This window comes from Coprobacter fastidiosus (assembly GCF_982245605.1).
In genome coordinates this window covers 1-21,665 of the sequence record NZ_CEVCIF010000054.1, presented here as the reverse complement: position 1 = coordinate 21,665, position 21,665 = coordinate 1, and the positions used below count along the sequence as shown (strand labels likewise).

The 21,665-nt window shown below is 36.7% G+C and carries 19 protein-coding genes and 1 tRNA gene; 15 read left to right on the top strand and 5 right to left on the bottom strand.

Going from position 1 to position 21,665, the window contains the following annotated elements; translation table 11 throughout:
• The first annotated feature begins 189 nt into the window (after positions 1-189).
• Together AC0UMU_RS12120 and AC0UMU_RS12115 are read left to right on the top strand one after the other, a co-directional pair.
• Complete coding sequence (locus AC0UMU_RS12120) at positions 190-1,413, top strand: hypothetical protein (protein ID WP_278715938.1); 1,224 nt, start codon at positions 190-192, stop codon at positions 1,411-1,413.
• Positions 1,414-1,583: 170 nt separating this feature from the next.
• Positions 1,584-2,585: a malate dehydrogenase gene (locus tag AC0UMU_RS12115; protein WP_278715935.1), complete on the top strand. Its 1,002-nt coding sequence runs from the start codon at positions 1,584-1,586 to the stop codon at positions 2,583-2,585.
• Positions 2,586-2,664: 79 nt separating this feature from the next.
• On the opposite strand, the gene AC0UMU_RS12110 is transcribed toward AC0UMU_RS12115, so the two are convergent.
• The 3 genes from AC0UMU_RS12110 to AC0UMU_RS12100 all read right to left on the bottom strand — a co-directional run bounded on the left by AC0UMU_RS12110 (position 2,665) and on the right by AC0UMU_RS12100 (position 7,608).
• Positions 2,665-3,336: an energy transducer TonB gene (locus tag AC0UMU_RS12110; RefSeq protein WP_278715485.1), complete on the bottom strand. Its 672-nt coding sequence runs from the start codon at positions 3,334-3,336 to the stop codon at positions 2,665-2,667.
• A 129-nt stretch (positions 3,337-3,465) separates the two neighbouring features.
• Positions 3,466-5,208: a hypothetical protein gene (locus AC0UMU_RS12105; RefSeq protein ID WP_278715483.1), complete on the bottom strand. Its 1,743-nt coding sequence runs from the start codon at positions 5,206-5,208 to the stop codon at positions 3,466-3,468.
• 21 nt (positions 5,209-5,229) lie between these two features.
• Entirely contained in the window at positions 5,230-7,608 is a 2,379-nt protein-coding gene (locus AC0UMU_RS12100) for a hypothetical protein (RefSeq protein WP_288641934.1), read from the bottom strand.
• 305 nt (positions 7,609-7,913) lie between these two features.
• Here AC0UMU_RS12100 and AC0UMU_RS12095 point away from each other — a divergent pair, with 305 nt between their 5' ends.
• Together AC0UMU_RS12095 and AC0UMU_RS12090 are read left to right on the top strand one after the other, a co-directional pair.
• Positions 7,914-8,375 (top strand): DUF2867 domain-containing protein, encoded by a 462-nt coding sequence (locus AC0UMU_RS12095; RefSeq protein WP_229088758.1) that lies wholly within the window; start codon positions 7,914-7,916, stop codon positions 8,373-8,375.
• 232 nt (positions 8,376-8,607) lie between these two features.
• The gene (locus tag AC0UMU_RS12090; protein WP_009319343.1) at positions 8,608-9,051 is read left to right on the top strand and encodes a PH domain-containing protein; all 444 of its coding nucleotides are present in this window, start codon (positions 8,608-8,610) and stop codon (positions 9,049-9,051) included.
• A gap of 218 nt (positions 9,052-9,269) precedes the next feature.
• Here the strand turns inward: AC0UMU_RS12090 and AC0UMU_RS12085 are convergent.
• Positions 9,270-9,354, bottom strand: a tRNA-Ser gene (locus tag AC0UMU_RS12085).
• 197 nt (positions 9,355-9,551) lie between these two features.
• On the opposite strand from AC0UMU_RS12085, the gene trxA reads away from it, so the two are divergent.
• The 4 genes from trxA to AC0UMU_RS12065 all read left to right on the top strand — a co-directional run bounded on the left by trxA (position 9,552) and on the right by AC0UMU_RS12065 (position 12,541).
• Positions 9,552-9,848, top strand: a complete 297-nt coding sequence (gene trxA, locus AC0UMU_RS12080) for a thioredoxin (protein ID WP_009319340.1) — start codon at positions 9,552-9,554, stop codon at positions 9,846-9,848.
• A gap of 256 nt (positions 9,849-10,104) precedes the next feature.
• Positions 10,105-10,674 (top strand): chromate transporter, encoded by a 570-nt coding sequence (locus AC0UMU_RS12075; protein ID WP_022389545.1) that lies wholly within the window; start codon positions 10,105-10,107, stop codon positions 10,672-10,674.
• On the top strand, positions 10,661-11,209 hold the full coding sequence (locus tag AC0UMU_RS12070; RefSeq protein WP_009319338.1) for a chromate transporter: 549 nt from the start codon (positions 10,661-10,663) through the stop codon (positions 11,207-11,209). Before AC0UMU_RS12075 ends, AC0UMU_RS12070 begins: the two co-directional genes overlap by 14 nt.
• 21 nt (positions 11,210-11,230) lie before the next feature.
• Complete coding sequence (locus AC0UMU_RS12065; protein WP_022389544.1) at positions 11,231-12,541, top strand: bifunctional folylpolyglutamate synthase/dihydrofolate synthase; 1,311 nt, start codon at positions 11,231-11,233, stop codon at positions 12,539-12,541.
• A gap of 25 nt (positions 12,542-12,566) precedes the next feature.
• On the opposite strand, the gene AC0UMU_RS12060 is transcribed toward AC0UMU_RS12065, so the two are convergent.
• A complete protein-coding gene (locus AC0UMU_RS12060; RefSeq protein WP_009319336.1) occupies positions 12,567-12,944 on the bottom strand; it encodes a RidA family protein in 378 nt (125 codons plus the stop codon).
• 153 nt (positions 12,945-13,097) lie between these two features.
• Between AC0UMU_RS12060 and AC0UMU_RS12055 the strand changes: the two genes are divergently transcribed.
• The 7 genes from AC0UMU_RS12055 to AC0UMU_RS12025 all read left to right on the top strand — a co-directional run bounded on the left by AC0UMU_RS12055 (position 13,098) and on the right by AC0UMU_RS12025 (position 21,313).
• Positions 13,098-13,358 (top strand): hypothetical protein, encoded by a 261-nt coding sequence (locus AC0UMU_RS12055; RefSeq protein WP_122338406.1) that lies wholly within the window; start codon positions 13,098-13,100, stop codon positions 13,356-13,358.
• A gap of 47 nt (positions 13,359-13,405) precedes the next feature.
• Entirely contained in the window at positions 13,406-13,795 is a 390-nt protein-coding gene (locus tag AC0UMU_RS12050) for a hypothetical protein (protein ID WP_022389543.1), read from the top strand.
• A 317-nt stretch (positions 13,796-14,112) separates the two neighbouring features.
• Positions 14,113-14,835 carry an NUDIX hydrolase gene (locus AC0UMU_RS12045; protein ID WP_009319333.1) on the top strand — a complete coding sequence of 241 codons (723 nt, stop codon included), beginning with the start codon at positions 14,113-14,115 and terminating at the stop codon, positions 14,833-14,835.
• 30 nt (positions 14,836-14,865) lie between these two features.
• Entirely contained in the window at positions 14,866-16,353 is a 1,488-nt protein-coding gene (locus AC0UMU_RS12040; protein WP_009319332.1) for a xylulokinase, read from the top strand.
• Positions 16,354-16,383: 30 nt separating this feature from the next.
• Positions 16,384-17,700, top strand: a complete 1,317-nt coding sequence (xylA, locus tag AC0UMU_RS12035; RefSeq protein WP_022389541.1) for a xylose isomerase — start codon at positions 16,384-16,386, stop codon at positions 17,698-17,700.
• Between the two features lie 96 nt (positions 17,701-17,796).
• The gene (gene xylE, locus AC0UMU_RS12030) at positions 17,797-19,245 is read left to right on the top strand and encodes a D-xylose transporter XylE (RefSeq protein WP_022389540.1); all 1,449 of its coding nucleotides are present in this window, start codon (positions 17,797-17,799) and stop codon (positions 19,243-19,245) included.
• A gap of 205 nt (positions 19,246-19,450) precedes the next feature.
• Entirely contained in the window at positions 19,451-21,313 is a 1,863-nt protein-coding gene (locus AC0UMU_RS12025) for an SLC13 family permease (RefSeq protein ID WP_022389539.1), read from the top strand.
• Positions 21,314-21,665 lie beyond the last annotated feature (352 nt).

The following is a 21,665-nucleotide window of genomic DNA, read 5'->3' as shown; positions in this document are numbered from 1 at the left end:
AAATAAACAATAGCAAAAGGGGCTATCCGACTTTTTGGACAGCCCCTTTTTTATTTTATCCAATACTATTGAAAATAAGACCTAATAATATTTTCACATTCTCAAATACATTAAAAACAAATACATTATGTTTGTTTTATGTCAAATGATTCCTATTTTTGCATTATCACTATTCTAAACACACACATAATGAAAACACTTAAATTATTTTTTTTCTGTGTTCTTTGCGCTATAACGGCACAAGCGAACAATTACAAAAGTATCCGGGATTTCAACGTATTGCCAACCAATACACCGGAAGTAAACAAACAAAATCTCCAAAAAGCAATAGATTGGGCGGCTCAATCGGGAACGGCCTTATTTGTCGATCCATCGGAGATCCCCTATCCCGTAAACGGAGGAATAATTTTGAAAAAGAATGTTTCTCTGATCGGAGTGCACGGCCCTACGGGAAGAGGAACTAAGCATCCCTCAAAAAATCATCCCGTAGGTTCGGTATTCAGCATTACCGATAAAGACAACCCTTTCATTTCCGTACAATCGGCAACTCAAATACGAGGTATCCAATTCTGGTATCCGGAACAAACTCACACAAAAGCCGATGAAATCATAAAATATAAACCAACTATCCAAATGTGTTCCGATCAAAGAGCTCACGGTGTTACTCTGTCTTGTCTCACATTTTACGGAGAATATACTGCCATGGACTTTACTGCAACCCGAAAAAATACAAGCGAACTGGTGCTTATCGAACATTGCTACGGTTATCCATTAAGCGGACAATTTATCCGAATCGATTATTGTTATGACATCCCCCGAATTTTACACTGTCATGTAAATCCGGCAAATATGAGGGAATTCGGCCGTTCATTCAAACGGGAAATTATCGATACCGTAATTGCAAATCAAACCTATGCTTTTTATATAGACCATACAGATAATGCACAGTTGATGGATGTATTCACATTCGGGACATACGGTGGGATATATTTAGGAGCTGAATCATACGGACAGTTAACAAATTTCAATCTCGACTGCGTCACAATAGGTATCTACAAGAACGGATCGGGCACAAAAAACCGAAACTGGCAAATCGCTCAAGGCTCGATTATCGCTAATGCCGGAAAATCGATAGAAGAGATACATCCCATTGTCATTGAAGGACAAGGGCACACGGCAATATCGAATGTAGAAGCTTTTTCGGGAATAAACGGAGCTCTCACCGCAATCGGACAATCTTATGATTATTTACTTGTAAAAGGGGATAAACGGTTAACAATATCTATGTTTGGCTGCCGGATGAGAAACTATGTATCTAAAAATCCCATTACTGTACAAAACAAACAGGCAAAAATTCAAGCAGTAGCTTGCATAGATAAAAACGAAGAGTTATACAATAAGATCATCAAATAAATTTCTAATTATATTATTCTCTTTTATATATCGGACCTTTCAAGGTATTTCTCATAACTATCGGTTATAATATTAAAATTTGAATAAACGGACATTTTTCAGAAACCAATTATTACATATCTTTGTTAATATAATTACGTATTTATTTCTAACATAAAATATTCAAGGTTATGAATTACCTAACAGACAAAAAACTGACAATCGTAGGAGCTGCCGGAATGATCGGCTCAAACATGGCTCAAACGGCATTAATGATGAAACTAACCCCAAACATTTGTCTTTATGATCCTTATGCGCCGGCTCTCGAAGGTGTTGCCGAAGAAATGCTTCAATGCGGTTTTGAAGGAGCAAATATCACTTTTACCAGCAATATAAAAGATGCTCTTACGGGAGCTGACTATGTCGTTTCTTCCGGAGGCGCTGCCCGTAAAGCCGGAATGACCCGTGAAGATCTACTAAAAGGTAATGCAGAAATAGCAGCCCAATTCGGAAAAGATCTGCGCAACTATTGTCCGAATGTAAAACATGTCGTTGTCGTATTTAACCCTGCAGACATTACAGGTCTGATAACTTTACTTTATTCAGGATTAAAACCTTCTCAAGTTTCGACTTTAGCAGCTCTTGACAGTACCCGTTTACAAAATGAATTGGTAAAATATTTTAAGATTCCGGCTTCCGAAATAAAAAATTGTCGGACTTATGGCGGTCACGGAGAACAAATGGCTGTATTCGCTTCAACAACTACAATAAAAGGCAGTGCTCTTTCTTCTTTAATAGGAAGTGAACAATTGCCAGAAGCTGAATGGAAAGAAATAAAACAAAAGGTTATACAAGGCGGTAAACATATTATCGATTTAAGAGGACGTTCTTCGTTCCAGAGTCCGGCTTATTTATCCATTGAGATGATTGCTGCTGCCATGGGTGGTGCTCCATTCCGCTGGCCGGCCGGAGTATATGTACATTCTGGCAAATTTAACCATATCATGATGGCAATGGAGACTGCTATTACAAAAGACGGCATATCTTATAAAGAAGTAAAAGGCAATGCCACTGAAGAAAAAGAACTTGAAAGCAGTTACGAACACTTGTGTAAACTACGGGATGAAGTTATCGCGATGGGTATAATTCCTCCTATCAACGAATGGCACAAACTTAATTCCAATATAAATTGAGAAAAAGCAGGGAAAATCCCTGCTTTTTTATAACTCCATTCCCCTGTTTTTCGAAATCATCCGGGAACAAATTCTTAAATTACCGAATTATTATCCCCCTAAAATCGATATTGACCGTACGAGTATAATCAGACGGTATTCCTCCTTTCTTTCCCGGAATCCACTTCGGCATTTTACTTACCACTCGTATAGCTTCTTTAGCTAATTCTGGTGCTGTACTTTTTGTCACTTTTATATCCGATAACGTACCATCAGACTTTACAACAAACGTTACTTGTGTAAACCCGCTCTCTATTCCTTTATCTAATAAAGCAAACGGAAATTTCTTGTTCTTCTCAATAAAATTAAACATAGCCGTCTTACCTCCGGGAAATTCAGGTAATCGCTCACTTTCCAATCTTTTCCCATCCGGTCCGATGACGCCTTTAATATCTATCCCAGGTCTCAGTCGAACAAAGATTAGCCCTGCATTCTTCCCGTATTTATCAAACAGCTTTTTCAACTGAGGATTTTTATCTGCATCCTTAATCACATCGATAGAAACAATGTCTTCAAGAATCTGCATATCCTCAAAATCTTCAGAATCGACATAAGTATCATTCACAAAATAAACCGGTTGTTTCTTATTCATCTCTGCAACAGTATCTTTCGAAACACATAACGATACGGCCATTATCTGTAATGACATAAAAAACATAACGGATAGCAAAAGTGCTTTTACATAAACGAAAAATAATTTCTCTTCTCCCATAAATTCATCGTATTTATTCTTCAATAAACGCTAACGAAAGATAATAAAAAAATACATATATTTAAAACACTTTCGGATATTATAACACAATGATTTCTTATTAATTATGAATTATAGAATTAAAAATAGTCATTCATATAGCATTCTCTTTATCTTATCTCTATACCATAATGCCGTCTGGGCATCGTTCAGCCAATTATATTGACCGATTGGATATGATCCTCTCATCTGCTCCATTTCATTAACTGTCAACGTTATTCTTTCCAATGCTGAAAGAATATCCTCTTTCAACATTTTAGGATATGACTTTTTATCTTCCGTATATATTCTTATTCCATAATACGCCGTACACACAGCTTCATGCAAAGAAGCGGTAAGATAGGTACGATAAAAAAGCTGTTGCAATTCGTTATATGCAACAGAATCTAATACAGGTTTCGTTTTTTCTATTTCTGACAATGCTTCGGCAGCAAGCCTGACTCCATATCGCTTTTCCGTTACTATATATCGGTAATATAAACTGTCCATCTTCTCACCGACATCCATCCATCGTCTATCAAAAACTTCTTTTACTTCAACAAATGACGGAGAAAACCATGACTTGAATTGTACCGGAGCTATGTGATTTACAATATCTTTCCAATAATGGAAGGTTCTATTTACATCATGTTCTACCCGAACGACCGGAGGATCTATCCATCGACCCGACACATGCCGACTATAGCCCCATTTATTATTTTCATAGTTCAACGAAGAGTGATCTGTAAGATTTGTGCCTAATGTATAGAAAACAGACGTCACTATATCGAATGCTTTCTGAAAAGCTTTTTTTATCGGCAATAAAGCTGTGTTGCCATATTCCGACTCTATAAATTCGTTATATACCCGATCTACAGAAATTTTCGGATCTTCCGTCATTCGTTTCAAGGCGTACAATTGGATAGCATTAGCAGTGTTTACAATACTCGTATTCCCATATCGATCGGTACGAGCTACATATCCGGTTACATTAGGACAATGTATATAGCTATTCCATCTTTTCATTACATGTTCAGGCCAAGTATTCGCCACCACTCCCTGTCCGCTGTATTCATTGCCTAAATCAAATTCTACAATGACAGGACGATCCATCTTCTGTATATAATAATTATCCGGATGAGTCAGAAAAAAATCATGAGGGGTCTCTTTCATCATCAAAATCACCTCATCATATTTCAGATACTCGATACAACCCGTCGTGCCTTTATATTCCTCTTCAGAGTAAGCAAACGTACGGATATACAATTTCTTTTTTCTTTCACCGATAAGTACATCTGAAATAGCATTCACCACTGCTGCCAACTTCTCTTCCGAAGATTTCATTTTCTTAGAGAACTGCCTCTCCGCATAAGCTCCGGTTTCAATAAAAGTCAGGACAAGCCCGTCTGCCTCTGAAACCCGATCGAGCATCTGACGATAATCGTCTTTCAACCATTCCCAAAATTCAAGATTATCCAAGTCTATCGTTCCCCCAGGACCGGTTCTGAAACGTTCAGGATAATAATCTATATCATACAAACTATGATCCCATAGCAAAACCTCGTTTATCCCCTCCGAATGAGCCATATTTACAAGCTCATTGACTTGCGCGCACACTTTTTCAGTCTTTATTTCCCTCAAATCATGGATAATCTCATGAGATAACTGAAGCTGATTTATGTCATACTCTTTCGCCGCTTTTATCGTTCGGACAGCAGCATTCATATCATCTGATAAAATAATCCATCCCCGAACATCTTTATTATTAAACTGATCCGGAAGAGTTTTTCCTAAGGTCACACAGACAGGGCACAATAAAAAAAGTACAAACAATACAAAACTGAAATTTTTCATGAAACTTATTTTTTTTCATTATTATCGACGATAGACTTTCATTAGCTTTTCTTCATAAGGTATAGGATAGGCCGTTATCCAAACTTCCGGTTTCAAATTCAATTTATCAGATTCATAACCCAACACAAAAACCTCTATCTGCTTTCCTTCCATACTTTTATCTAAAGGGAAAAAATAAGTATAATTAGAATCAGACAAGACTGTTGCATTTTCCCACGGATTGGCAGGATAAGACACGGCCCTTGATGCAGCACCTATATATCGGCTATCAACTTTTAAAGTTGCATACGCTCCTTCGATCCCATGTCTGCCATTGATCGCAACACAAAGATAGCTGCCCTTAGGCACTTGTCGCAAACTAAAATTACCATTCCATGCCCCTGCACATTTCACGGCATCAGCAAACAGATTACTGGCCCTGAAATTTTCCGAATTCAGTTTTTTCCCACCTGCATATACTTCGACTTCGGCAATAGCTTCAGGAAACGGATTCAATTTCAGATAACGCATTTCTTTTCCGATCTTCAGATTCATCGTCGTATCTGCCAAAAATAAAATAGATTCCCATGTTTTCAAATCGGAAGAGATTCTGGCAAAATTACCCTCTGCCATCATCAATGGTTGCAACATATATTCATTATTCACTTTTATACGGATACTATCCACAAACAATGAATGTCCAAGATCTAATCGAAAGCAACCGCCCTTTATCCGACGGCCTCCTTTAATTTTAGATACCCCGAAAAGCGTATTCATACGTCCATCGAACAAATTTTTATCCCAAACACCACGATTGATAAATGCAGGTTGAGTAAAAAAGGCTTCACGTGCAGCCTTTACTTGCGCAATTTTCGTATTACCAGACCGATACAAAGATCGCACTTCCAAAGCATTATTATCTGCCGCAAAAACCGTTGCTTCATATAAAGCAGCAGCATCCCGAGGAATAGAACTGGGAAATAGTTCTACAAGTTTTCTATGATAAAATTCGGTATATTTCTCACCGGGAAACGAAATCTTAACACCATTTTTCCGAGTCACAGATTTTGTCACATCCTTTCCCGAAATCTCGACTTTCTCTATATCGGAAACACCCGTTAAACGGATATTCGCCTCTGTTCCCGGGAATCCCAATAATCTCATCTCTACAGGCTTCCCCGGAACATCTTTTATAATCTCAAAATCAACACCCTCTACTCCGATTTCTTCTATACACTTATCCGATGAAACAGATAAAAGTAAAGAACGGAACGGTAAAACCATCACTTCGACAGACTGACCATACGAATATATACCCGATATTCGCTCCACAGGATGGTACATCCTACATACTACCCTCTTTCCTTTTTTCAATCCGATCTCTTCATCTAATCTGACAGTAATCGTTCGAGGCAACCAACTCAAATTTCTTAAAGTAACTACTCTCACTGAATCATTACCTCGCGATACGGCATATTCTCCATAACTTTCCGGTAATTTCATTCCACTAACCAAACATTCAGCGAATCTCTTATGCAGGTTAAAGATTCTTGCCAACTTAGGATATTCTTCATCGGATAACAACCACGGATTTCCATAAATCTGAGGAGACAGAATCAGCGCTCTGTTGAAAGCTTGTAACACTAACTCATCTTCCCAATAGTCCAAACAAGAAGACAAACACACACCATGATCTTCGGTAAGTCTCCTCAAATCCGGAGCATGTCCCCGACTCATAGCTCCTACTCGATTGTGAGTAGCCGCTACGGTATTGCTCGAATTAACATCGATATAACTTTCTCTTCCCTCCCACAAAAATGTAGTTGCATACTCTTCGGCTTTTTTGAGTCCCAAACGATGATTCAGCAAAATCAAATCAGGAGAATATTCTCTGCACTGCTTCATCATTTCTATAAACATACTTTCCTTATCTTCTCTCAAAGGTCCGCAAACTGCATCAAATTTAAACAAAGCCCAATGATAATCACGGCATAGAGATACCAACATATCTTTTCTCCGCTGAGCACTCTTCAATGTATTCCCAAAACCGTCCGGCCCTCCCCACATTCCCAAGCGCATACCATTTTTCTGAGCTTTTCTATATACGGTATCTAATCCGTCAGGAAATTTCTGTTTGAAACGTATCGACTCCATATCTCCGTAAAAATTTTTTCCATCGATCAAACCTGCATCGAAAGCATAAATGTCCAGCTCCATCCCGTATTCGTTCCGAAGCCATTCAAAGAAATCCATATTTATAAGAGTCTGTTTTTCCGAAGGGCCTTCATTCGTATTGTTAATCCATGAGAAATACTCCGAACGAGACAAACTTTTTTCATCAGCTCCGCGATTGACAACCTCTTGAGAAAACAAGTGACTACAAACAAATAATACGCATAATATACATGTGTGTATTTTCATAAATAAAAACTTTTTCCATATCCGTTTTTCCGGATACCGATTTTCAGATTGCAAGGTATGACACGCATGTTAAAAAAATGAGATGAGATATATTAATATGGAGTTAAAAAAAGATTAAAAAGAAATTTCAATTATTTTACAGCATTAATTCCTTTTTAAAGTCTGACTTTATTTTCTACTCCCTTTCCTAAAAGAGAAATATAATAAAAAACTCGCATAAAATATAATCACAAAAAATTTGCTATTATATTTACCTTCAATATTATACAATTTCCGTAAACCTAACAAAAAACTAAAATTTATATATGATGCAACTGATAACAAAATATCTCCCTGCAGATTATACCGATAGCTTTCAAAAAACAATCAGCAGCGAGTCCTCAATACAAGTCAACGACTTATTTAAACTAATGTTTATCGAATATCCCAAATGGGGATTATGGCTGCTAAAAGTAAGAGATTTAATAGTTAAACCGTTAGGACTTAAAACAAACAAAACTTTTATAGATCTAATAATTGAAGAAAATAATGAAGAAATTATTTTGGGAACAGAAGACAAACACCTAACCTTCTATATATCTATATATTGTTCAAAAAATTATAACAAACGACAAAGCGTAAGTTTGACAACAATAGTCAAATACAATAATTTATTAGGGAAAATATATTTCTATATTATCTGGATATTTCACAGAATTGTAGTAAAATATCTCTTCAAACGAGCAATAAGACGTTGGTATAAACAAAGAAGGGTATTAATAAAATAACTATAATAATGAACCAGATAATAAAAAAGTCTGTGATTAAAAATATCCATATTCCGACGGTGTAAGAGACTGCCTAAAAGGAAGATTTACAATAAGAAAAACTGAGAAAATGATTTTACTTCAGAATTTAAGTTTTAGTCTAAAAAAAATATAAAATTTATTTTATATCGCTCAAATTAATACGTACATTTGTCCTCTGATAATAAAACCATGTAATTAATTTACAAAGACTATGAGCTATATTCAAAACAACCTACAAGCTGGTGAAGAAATAAAATATAAAGCAAATATTCACTGGTATATATTCGTATATCCGATAATACTATTATTACTGGGAGTTTTCTTTTCATGTGCACAGACAGGTATCATTTATTATATCGGCTTACTTTTGTTATTGTTAGGACTGTTTCATTTGACAAAAAGAATTCTTTTAAAGGTGGGAGCTGAATATGTTGTCACAAATAAAAAGGTAATTCTAAAATCAGGTATTTTAAGCCGGGACGCTCTCGAATTGATTTTAAGTAAATGTGAGGGACTACGTATTAATCAAAGTATTATGGGACGTATTTTAGGTTTTGGTTCTATTATCGTAACTACGGGTGGGGTGACAAATAAATTTAACTTTATTGCTAATCCTATAAAATTCAGAAACGAAATCAACGCGCAAATTCAATAAATACCTCTATACATGGCAACACCCTGCTCTAAAAATGCGAGAAGTGGAGTCAATGCATGTCGAATATTTTCAGAAAACTTATCACAGTTTGTGGATATTATGAACTTTGTCTTTTAAAGGTAAAAAGATGTACTTTAAGGCAGACACAAGGGGATAAAAAAACTCCCACAAATTCAATAATTTGTGGGAATTATCTGCTTGTTGTCCGATTAATTCAGCGGAGAGAGAGGGATTCGAACCCCCGGTACCTTGCAGTACAACGGTTTTCAAGACCGCCGCGATCGACCACTCTGCCACCTCTCCAATGCCTTTGTCCTTCAAAAGCGATGCAAAGGTAGTTTATTTCTATAAATACACAAAATTTTGAACATATTTTTTCATATTTGGACACAATATTCAAGATAACAAATTACAAAGCAACATTTAAAGTGAGAATAGAAAAACAGAGAAAAACATCTTTTTTGTAGTATATTTGTTGTAAATAAAAAAACAAAGATATTATGAGCAGTTTTAACGAAATTATCAACTCTGAAAATCCCGTATTAGTCGATTTTTTTGCTGAATGGTGCGGACCTTGTAAAATGATGAAACCCATTTTGGAAGAACTGAAAAAATCGGTAGGTGATCAATTTACGATTTTGAAAATAGACATCGACAAAAACAGGGCTCTGGCTATACATTACGGTATACAGTCCGTACCTACTCTTATTATTTTCAAAGAAGGGAAACCCATATGGAGACAATCCGGAGTTATGCAAACACAGGCATTAAAGGAAATTCTGGAAAAATATAAATAATAAAGAAAAGCTTAGAGCCTGTTTAAATTTTCCAATAAAAAATACTATCAAATCATTTTTGCGTTCTCTTCCGATCTATTTTCACGTTTTCGCTCATCAGATAACCAGCTATCATACTCCAGTAAAAACGACAAAATATCCTCGAAAGAAACAATCAAATTTGACCTATATAAAATTCAGGCAAGCTCTTATTTCCTTTATTACTTGCCTTACTTCTGTTTTTGTTCTACCTTTGCCAACAAATTTACCGGCAAATATGTACTGGAAATTATTCTATACATTCTTTAAAATAGGGGCATTTACCTTTGGTGGTGGATGGGCAATGATCTCCATAATCGAAAAAGAGGTAGTCGATAAGCATAAGTGGCTGAATAAGAACGAATTTCTGGACGCATTAGCCATATCTCAATCTTTACCGGGAATTTTGGCTGTCAATATTTCTATTTTAACCGGGAATAAACTGAAAGGGGTTCGAGGAAGCATCGCCGCAACATTAGGAACCGTACTCCCATCTTTTATTCTCATTTTGCTTATTGCTATATTTTTTGCTAAATCTTATAATAATCCGGTAATAGAACGTATTTTTAAAGGAATACGACCTGCGGTAGTAGCATTGATCATAGCTCCGGTTCTCACCACTGGTAAATCGGCAAAGATTAATAAATACAACATCTGGATTCCTGCCTCAGTAGCATTACTAATATGGGGTACAGGATTATCTCCGATCTATTTTGTTCTCGCCGGAGGTATAGGAGGTATTTTCTATTACAGATATATAAAATGTCATTTTAAGGATAAAGGAGATAAAAGAGATGGTATATCTTAATTTGTTATGGGCTTATCTGAAAATCGGACTTTTCGGATTCGGTGGCGGATATGCCATGCTTTCTTTAATACAACACGAAGCTGTCGAAGTAATTCATTATGGTGAATCGTCTCCATGGCTCACTTCTAAAGAATTCACCGATATAGTAGCCATCTCTCAAATGACTCCCGGTCCTATAGGTATCAACAGTGCCACCTATATCGGATATGTAGCAACCGGAGGCAGTATCTTAGGCTCTATATTAGCGACAGTTGCCGTTTGTTTACCATCGTTCATATTAGTGCTACTAATCGGCAAATTCTTATTAAAACATCAAAATAATGTTTATATAAAAAGCATTTTTGCAGGATTACGGCCAATCGTCGTCGGATTGATAGCTTCGGCAGCTTTAATTCTCATGAATAAAGAAAATTTTCCCGACTATACTCTCAGCATTTTAATTTGTATCGGAGCTTTTTGTCTGGTACATTATACCAAGCTTCATCCTATATGGATTATTGTATTAGCAGGAGTCACCGGATTCCTTGTATATTGATCTACAAGAAGTTTTTTAAATATGACATACGAAGAAACGTTACATTATTTATATAATCAATTACCGGTTTTTCAACAAGTAGGTTCAAGTGCCTATAAGCCGGGATTAGGAAATAGTGAGGCTTTAGATGTATTTTTTGATCATCCTCACCGCAAATACCACACTATACATATCGCCGGAACAAACGGAAAAGGATCTACATCTCACTTATTAGCTGCAATTTTGCAACAAAGCGGATATAAAGTAGGGCTTTACACCTCACCTCACCTCGTCGATTTCCGGGAACGGATTAGAGTAAACGGGGAAGTAATCAGCAAAGAAGCTGTTATGGATTTTACTCAAAGATATATTGAACCGACGCGTAATATACATCCCTCCTTTTTCGAGTTAACGATGATGATGGCTTTCGATTATTTCGCTGCATGTAAAGTCGATGTCGCAGTCATTGAGGTAGGGCTAGGAGGCCGATTAGACAGTACAAATATTATCACCCCAGACCTCAGTATTATTACAAATATAAGTTTCGACCATGTACAATTTTTAGGAAATACTTTACCTGAAATCGCCAAAGAAAAAGCCGGAATCATCAAACCTAATATTCCGGTCCTAATAGGAGAAGCCGAAGGAGAAATAAAACAAGTATTTATAGATAAAGCTCGATGTGAAAACTCTCCTATTTATTTTGCTGAAGATATTAAACCTATTATTCATTCAAGACTGGAAGATTCTGGAAAATGGATTTTCGAGAGTAACAAATATCCAAATCTTACAGGCGAACTTGGTGGTTTTTGTCAAGAAAAAAATGCAGCAACAGTTCTTGCGGCAATAGAACTATTACAGCAAATGAATTATGAAATTCCCGATAAAGCCGTATATCAAGGATTCAGGAATGTCACTAAACTTACAGGATTGCAAGGCCGGTGGCAACGTATAAATGATATTCCTAAAGTAATCTGCGATACCGGACATAACATCGGAGGAATACAATATATCGTGCGTCAGCTAAATTCAGAAAAATACAGGACTCTCCGTATTGTAATCGGAATGGTAAATGATAAAGATATAAATGGAGTTCTATCCATATTGCCTCAAGACGCCATCTATTATTTTACACAAGCATCGATACCTCGAGCACTTCCCTCTCAAGAAATGATGCAGAAAGGTTTGGCTCATGGTTTAATAGGCACACACTTCCCCACAGTAAAAGAAGCCTATAAGAAAGCTATTAACGACAGTGATCCGAGTGACTTGATTTTTGTCGGAGGTAGTACATTTATTGTAGCAGACTTGCTAAGTTTTTTAAAACAAAAATGTCTCACAACAAAGATGTGAGACATTTTTATGTCCATAAAATAAATTATTTTATCGCAATTACCTCTATCTCTACTAATGCTCTTTTAGGCAATTCTTTAACAGCCACTGCAGAACGAGCCGGAAAAGCGCCAGAGAATTGGGTTGCATATACAGCATTCATATCAGCAAAAAGAGACATATCGGCAAGAAAAACCGTTGTCTTTACAATATTATCAAACGCATAACCAGCTTCTTCCAATACGGCTTTAATATTAGAAAAAACTTGTGTCGTTTGTTCTTTAATCCCTCCTTCTACAATTTCCGAAGTAGCCGGATTAATAGGTATTTGTCCGGAAGCAAAAAGCATATTTCCAACTTCTATCGCCTGACTATACGGACCTATTGCAGCAGGGGCTGCCTTTGTCGCTATTACTTTTTTCATCTTTATTTATTTTATATTAAACATACAAAGATAATCAATAATACGAAGAAAACCGATTTGAACAAATAATAGAATTATGAATAAATATATACTAAAAAATATGTATCATTCCAAGATTATTCTATACCTGACGAAGAAGACATCAATTATGAAATGAATGTCAATAACAAGCGTTATCAAGCCGTTTTTTATCAAAAACCGACAACTATAGATTCTATAACTACTAAAAAAGAGATAAGAACTCTCCTATTATCTAAATATTCAGAAGAACAATTAGCAAATCCGACAGAAGAAATGCAATCGGATATTCTTGAGCTTTCTCTTGAATATATGACAGAAAAACTATCAAAAAAAAACAGTTTGGTTTATGATAGACGAAAAATATGGAAAATATCGCATCATAATATTCTATGAAAATTTATGCAATAGTGCAACCGGAGAAGATTTATAAAAGTTAAATTATGAAGAACATATTAATATTTACCGCCGGAATAGTTACCGGGGCAGTCTTAATGATTTTTATCTCCTTAGTCTTTGCCAGTAATTTTTCCCATAATGATATGAATCTATTTGAAAATGAAGGAGAATGTATCAGCGAAAACTCTTTTGAAGTTTTCCAAGTATTGGATTCGGGTGACGCTTTAGCAAATGAGATAGAAGAAAAATATTCAACATCATTACACACAGGTTTAGTCGTTTTATTTTTACACGAAAACGGAAAATCTTATTATGACGACCAAATTATTAAAATTCCTTCCGGAAAATGTGTAAAACAAATAGGAGTATATAAGTACCCAACAAAGGATGGATTTGAAAAAACTGTACCTATCGTTGACATCCGAAAAAAATAAACATGTTATGTTTTGGATAAAACGGCCGACACCCGATAGAAGTGCCGGCTGTTTTTGTAAAATTAGGTGTCTATCCTTTTTAGATAATAAGATTATAGTTATTTAACATTTATAGTTATTGTACTAAATCAGATAAGAAAAATGTTTCTTAGATACTGTAAAGACGACACAAAGAAAGGATCTTATTGTACACAATACAAATAGAATATCCGACATACAAAATAAAACTGCTAAATAAAAGGCGATTAGGCTTTTATTTAAAAAATATATCTTCTATATTTGACATACGAATTTCGAAAAAAGGTAAGTTATTCGCTATGAAAACACACGCTTATAACCCACACGTTTCTGTAGATTGTGTCCTTATCGGATTTAACGGAGAATCGTTAAAAGTCTTACTTACGGAACAAAGTGAAACTCCCAATAACAAAAAAGGAAGCGGTATGAAATTACCGGGACGTCCGATATTTGATGATGAAGATTTGGATGAAGCTGCACATAAAGTTCTTTTAGAAATTACCGGAATGAACGATCCGTATCTAAAACAATTTAAAACTTTCGGTGCTCCCGATCGAACCAGTAATCCGGATGATTTATCTTGGCTGGAAGAAACGACTCAAGTAAAAATGGGACGTATCGTGACAATCGGCTATATGTCGGTCATTCGCATCACGAACAAAATGAACATGAATTTTCAAAATCATAAAGTCACTTGGTGTCCCGTTCAAGAATTACCGCGCCTTGCTTTCGACCATAAAAATATTATTGAAGAAGCTATACGAGAAATAAGACGTACATCTAAACTATATCCGGCTATTTTATTCGAATTATTACCGGCCAAATTCACAGCTTTAGAATTACGTCGCCTATATGAAGTGATCTACGATAAGGAAATGGATGTAAGGAATTTTCATAAAAAAATAACTGCAATGCCCTATGTCATAGCATTAGAAGAAAAGCAAACAAATGTCGCACACAGGGCTGCCAGATATTATCGATTCGATAAAAAAACATATAACAAACTATACGGACAATATTAAAATTATCAACTTTAAATCATCATAAAGCCAATGTATTTATTAGGATATGACATAGGAAGCTCTTCTGTAAAAGCATCATTAGTGGATGCTCAAAGCGGATTATGCGTAGCTTCGGATTTTTTTCCGAAACAGGAAATGGAAATTATCGCGGTAAAATCAGGTTGGGCAGAACAAAATCCCGAACAGTGGTGGGAGAACCTGAAGTTAGCTACAGAGTCGGTACTCAAACAATCTAATATCGATGCTTCCGATATAAAAGCAATCGGCATTTCATATCAAATGCACGGTCTTGTCGTCGTAGACAAGAATCAAAAAGTATTGCGTCCGGCAATCATTTGGTGCGACAGTCGTGCAGTACCTTATGGAGAAAAAGCATTTGAAACTCTCGGGAAAGAGTACTGCCTTTCTCATCTATTAAATTCTCCGGGAAATTTTACGGCTTCAAAATTAGCTTGGATCAAAGCAAACGAACCGGAAGTTTTTGAAAAAATAGACAAAATAATGCTGCCGGGAGACTACATCGCCATGAAGTTAACAGGCAATAGTTGCACAACCATATCGGGATTGTCCGAAGGTATTTTCTGGGATTTCAAAAATGAGACCATCTCAAAAGAGCTAATGGAATACTACGGATTTGATCAAAGTTTGATTGCCTCAATCGTCCCGACATTCGGGCTACAAGGTGAGATGAATGCCGAAGCTGCAGCAACATTAGGATTGAAAATCGGTACTCCCGTTACCTACCGTGCCGGAGATCAGCCCAATAATGCACTATCTTTAAATGTTCTAAATCCCGGAGAAATCGCATCTACCGCAGGGACATCCGGTGTCGTCTATGGAATTAACGGTCATGTCAATTATGATCCTTTGTCAAGAGTCAACACTTTTGCTCATGTAAACCATGATAAAGCAAATACTCGACTCGGAGTATTACTTTGTATAAACGGAACCGGTATCCTAAACTCATGGATAAAACGGAATATAGCATCTGCCGACACATCTTATACAGATATGAATAATCTTGCTTCTCAAGTAAAAATAGGAGCTGATGGTGTAAGTATCATACCTTTTGGCAACGGGGCAGAACGCATTTTACAAAATCGAGAAATATCAGCATCCGTACATGGCATAAATTATAACATACATGATAAACGTCACCTGATGCGTGCAGCACAGGAAGGTATAGTGTTTTCATTCAAATACGGAATGGAAATCATGGAAAGTATCGGAATCGATATTCATACAATCAAAGCCGGACATGCCAACATGTTTTTGAGTCCGTTATTTAGAAATACACTTTCCGGAATCACTCAAGCAACAATAGAATTGTATGACACAGACGGTTCGGTAGGAGCAGCCAAAGGCGCAGGAATAGGTGCAGGAATTTATAAAAATGCCGAAGAGGCCTTTGCATCATTAAAGAAAATAGAGGTGATCGAACCAGAAATAAAAAATATCTCCGCTTATCAAGGCGCATATAATTTATGGAAGAAAAGACTTGAAGAGTCTATGAAATAAAAATAATAACCTTTTATAAAACAAAAAACTATGGCAACAAAAGAGTATTTTCCTGGTATCGGAAAAATTAAATTTGAAGGTGTAGAAAGTAAAAATCCGATGGCTTTCCGGTATTATGATGCTGAAAAAGTCGTAATGGGTAAAAAAATGAAAGATTGGTTGAAATTTTCTATGGCTTGGTGGCATACACTATGTGCAGAAGGTGGAGATCAATTCGGAGGAGGAACAAAAAAATTCCCGTGGAACGATTCTGAAAATCCGGTAGAAGCTGCAAAACACAAAATGGATGCAGGATTTGAATTCATGCAAAAAATGGGAATCGAATACTACTGTTTCCACGATGTCGATCTGGTCACAGAAGCTGAAACTATCGAAGAATATGAAGCAAATTTAAAAGAAATCGTAGCTTATGCTAAAAAGAAACAAGCAGAAACCGGAATTAAACTGCTTTGGGGTACTGCTAACGTATTCGGACACGCACGTTATATGAATGGTGCAGCAACTAATCCTGATTTCGATGTAGTAGCGCGAGCTGCCGTTCAAATCAAAAATGCAATTGATGCTACTATCGAATTAGGCGGAACTAATTATGTATTCTGGGGTGGACGTGAAGGCTATATGTCTCTTTTGAATACCGATCAAAAACGTGAAAAAGAACATTTAGCCCAAATGTTGAAAATGGCTCGGGATTATGCTCGTGCAAAAGGTTTCAAGGGTACGTTCTTGATTGAACCTAAGCCTATGGAACCGACCAAACATCAATACGATGTAGATACGGAAACCGTTATCGGATTCTTAAAAGCTCATGGTTTGGATAAAGATTTTAAAGTAAACATCGAAGTCAATCATGCAACATTGGCAGGGCACACATTCGAACATGAATTATGCGTAGCAGTGGACAACGGTATGTTAGGTTCTATCGATGCTAACCGTGGAGACTATCAAAACGGATGGGATACAGACCAATTTCCTATCGATAATTTCGAATTAACTCAAGCAATGATGCAAATTATCCGTAACGGCGGTTTCGGCAATGGCGGTACTAATTTCGATGCTAAAACTCGTCGTAATTCTACCGATCTTGAAGATATTTTTATTGCACACATTGCAGGTATGGATGTTATGGCCAGAGCATTATTAAGTGCAGCCAAGTTGTTGGAAGAATCTCCTTACAAAAAAATGTTGGCCGACCGTTATGCTTCTTTCGATTCAGGTAAAGGTAAAGAGTTTGAAGAAGGGAAATTGTCTCTGGAAGACATCGTAGCTTACGCTAAAGCTAACGGTGAACCTAAACAAACCAGCGGCAAACAAGAATTATACGAAGCAATCGTAAATATGTATTGCTAATTCTCACATTATTGAAGTAAGTGATAAGGGATTGTTCCCTTATCACTTTTGCATAATATCAACTTTAACTTCATTATTATCTTATTTTAAGACACTATGAACAATACAACCACAGAAGGGAGTAAATTTTATTTATACTCCATCACAGCTGTAGCAATCTTGGGCGGTCTGCTATTCGGATACGACACAGCTGTTGTTTCGGGTGCAGAAAAAGGGTTAGAAGCTTTTTTTCTTACTGCCACCGATTTTCAATATGACAAAATATTACATGGTATTACTTCTTCCAGCGCATTATTGGGTTGTGTTATCGGAGGAGCAATTTCCGGCATATCAGCATTGCGTTTAGGTCGCCGTAATTCTTTACGTTTGGCATCCGTACTGCTTTTACTCTCAGCATTAGGTTCTTATTATCCCGAATTTTTATTCTTTAAATATGGAGAAGCGAATCTAAATGTCTTGATAGCATTTAACTTTTATCGTATTTTAGGAGGTGTAGGTGTAGGTCTTGCTTCTGCAATATCTCCTATGTATATCGCAGAAATAGCTCCATCCGAAATACGCGGTACTCTTGTTTCTTGTAATCAATTCGCTATTATTTTCGGTATGTTGGTCGTATATTTTGTAAACTACTTGATTTTAGGCGACCATCAAAATCCCATTATACTGAAAGACGCACAAGGCGTTCTATCGGTAAGCCCGGAATCTGATATGTGGACAGTAAAAGAGGGCTGGCGTTATATGTTCGGATCAGAATCGTTTCCGGCAATACTTTTCGGAATTTTACTATTTTTTGTACCCAAAACTCCTCGATATTTGGTGCTGATAGAACAAGAAGAGAAAGCTTTCTCTATTCTGGAGAAAATCAACGGACAGAAAAAGGCAAAAGAGATACTAAACGATATAAAAAGTACGGTACACGAAAAAACCGAAAAGTTGTTTACTTATGGCGTTCCGGTAATCATTATCGGTATATTATTATCGGTATTCCAACAAGCTATAGGGATTAATGCGGTTTTATATTACGCACCCCGTATGTTTGAAAATGCAGGAGCTGAAGGCGGTGGCATGATGCAAACCGTGATTATGGGTATCGTTAATATCCTTTTCACTCTCGTTGCAATTTTTACAGTTGACAGATTCGGCCGCAAACCGTTATTGATTATCGGATCTATAGGTATGGCCATCGGTGCATTTGCCGTAGCTATATGTGACAATATCGGTCTTAAAGGTATCATTCCCGTTCTTTCTATTATTGTATATGCTGCTTTCTTCATGATGTCTTGGGGACCTATTTGCTGGGTATTAATTTCAGAAATATTCCCTAACACGATTCGAGGAAAAGCTGTCGCTATTGCAGTAGCATTCCAATGGGTATTTAACTATATCGTATCTTCTACATTCCCGCCTCTATACGAATTCAGTCCTATGTTCGCTTACAGTTTATATGGTATCATCTGTGTAATTGCAGCGATTTTCGTATGGCGTTTTGTTCCTGAAACTAAAGGCAAATCATTAGAAGACATGAGTAAACTGTGGAAAAAATAGTTCCTATACTTCTAATCTTAAAAGCGGTGATATATCTCGCCGCTTTTTTTATACCCACCGAACCCCAATAAGATCCTAACAGAACATAAAAAAGCTTTTTCACATTTGATTTATAAAACAAACGAAAATATATTTGCAACAAAATAAGCTCTAAGTCTGTATATATCTTACAAATATATTATTATAACTTAATTATTCGATTTTTATGTACATAACCCTTACTATCTTAGTATTATCCGCAATTTTTTTCATGAACGGCAAAATTCGTTCGGATGTGGTAGCGCTCTGTGCACTCGTACTTCTCTTAGTTTTTCAAATATTGACTCCGGAAGAAGCATTATCAGGATTTTCCAATTCCATTGTCATTATGATGGTCGGACTATTTGTTGTCGGAGGCGCTATTTTTCAGACCGGATTAGCTAAAATGATCAGTGCGAAAATATTAAGGATGGCAGGCAAAAGCGAACTGAAACTGTTCATCCTCGTAATGCTGGTAACTGCTGCAATCGGAGCATTTGTCAGCAATACAGGAACAGTTGCTCTGATGTTGCCCATCGTTGTCAGTTTAGCTTTAAGCGCAAACATGAATGCCAGCCGTCTGCTCATGCCGTTAGCATTCGCAAGCAGTATGGGGGGAATGATGACTTTAATCGGAACTCCCCCTAATCTAGTTATTCAAAATACACTGACAGAAAACGGATATGCTCCTCTTTCTTTTTTCTCTTTCACCCCAGTCGGTATCATTTGTGTCCTGACTGGTATTATCGTACTTATCCCGTTAAGCAAAATATTTCTTTCCAAAAAGGGACAAAATAACAATAATAAAACAAATAGAAATAAATCTCTGAATGAACTGGTTAAAGAATACCAGCTTGCAGATAATTTATTCAGGATAAAAGTCAATCCCAAATCTCCTGTTATCGGGAAAAATGTAGTCGAACTGGATATTCGAAAAAAATACGGATTGAACGTTTTGGAAGTACGACGCATCTCTCAGTCTCAATCACGTTTTTTAAAGTCGGTCAATCAAAAACTTGCAACTGACACGACATTACAAAGCGAAGATGTAATTTATGTAATGGGAGATTTCGACCGGATACACCAAATTGCGCAAGAATTAGATCTTTATATCATCGATTCGCATACTACTGAAGAATCTGGGAAGAATAAAGAGAACTCTCTCGATTTTTATGATATCGGTATTGCCGAAATTTTGTTGATGCCAAATTCTCGCCTCATCAATCAAAGTGTTAAAGATGCCGGGTTCAGAGATAAATATAATCTGAACGTTCTCGGAATACGTCGTAAAAAGGAATATATTTTACATGATATAAAAGATGAAAAAATCCACTCGGGAGACGTATTACTCGTACAAGGGACATGGAACGATATAGCCCGGTTAAGTGAAGATCAATCGGAATGGGTCGTATTAGGTCAACCGCTTACCGAAGCTGCCAAAGTGACTTTGGATTATAAAGCTCCTGTCGCTGCAGCGATCATGGTTCTCATGATAGCAGCAATGATGTTCGATTTTATTCCGATCGCACCTGTTACAGCTGTTATGATAGCCGGACTATTAATGGTTCTTACCGGATGTTTTCGAAATGTAGAATCAGCCTATAAAACTATTAATTGGGAAAGTATCGTACTTATTGCTGCCATGCTTCCCATGTCTTTAGCATTGGAAAAAACAGGCGCATCAAAAGTCATTTCGCACTCGTTGGTTACAGGATTAGGTCAATACGGCCCGGTCATATTGTTAGCAGGAGTTTATTTTACGACATCACTGATGACGATGTTTATCAGCAATACAGCTACAGCAGTATTACTCGCTCCCATCGCAATGCAATCGGCTATAGGAATCGGAGTAAGCCCCTATCCTTTCCTATTTGCTGTAACCGTTGCAGCAAGCATGTGTTTTGCATCTCCGTTCTCCACACCTCCGAACGCATTAGTAATGCCGGCAGGACAATATACATTTATGGATTATGTGAAAGTCGGATTGCCTCTTCAGATTATTATCGGAGTTATCATGATCTTTACCCTGCCTCTTATTTTTCCGTTTTAAATCCATACTTCTAAAGGGGCTGTCTAAAATTTGCACGGATCAAGTTCGAGAGAAATCCACAAGAAGTCAGCCCCTTTCTCGAAAGGAATAAAGGAGTGTATGATCGTATCAATGAGTGCATGCCAATAGATTTGAATATTGTATTGAACGGGTTGCTACAAAAAATCCCCCTTCCCCTTTCAAGAGGAAGGAGAACCGTACCGGTATTGCCAACAATATTATAGGCTCGTTTTGGAACATTCAGTAAATAGTATAAAATTAGCCAACTAATTCATACACAAAGTATTGCGAATTAGTTGGCTTTTTTGTATCTTTAGGTATTCCCCCGAAATTAAGGTTTGGCATCCAAAGT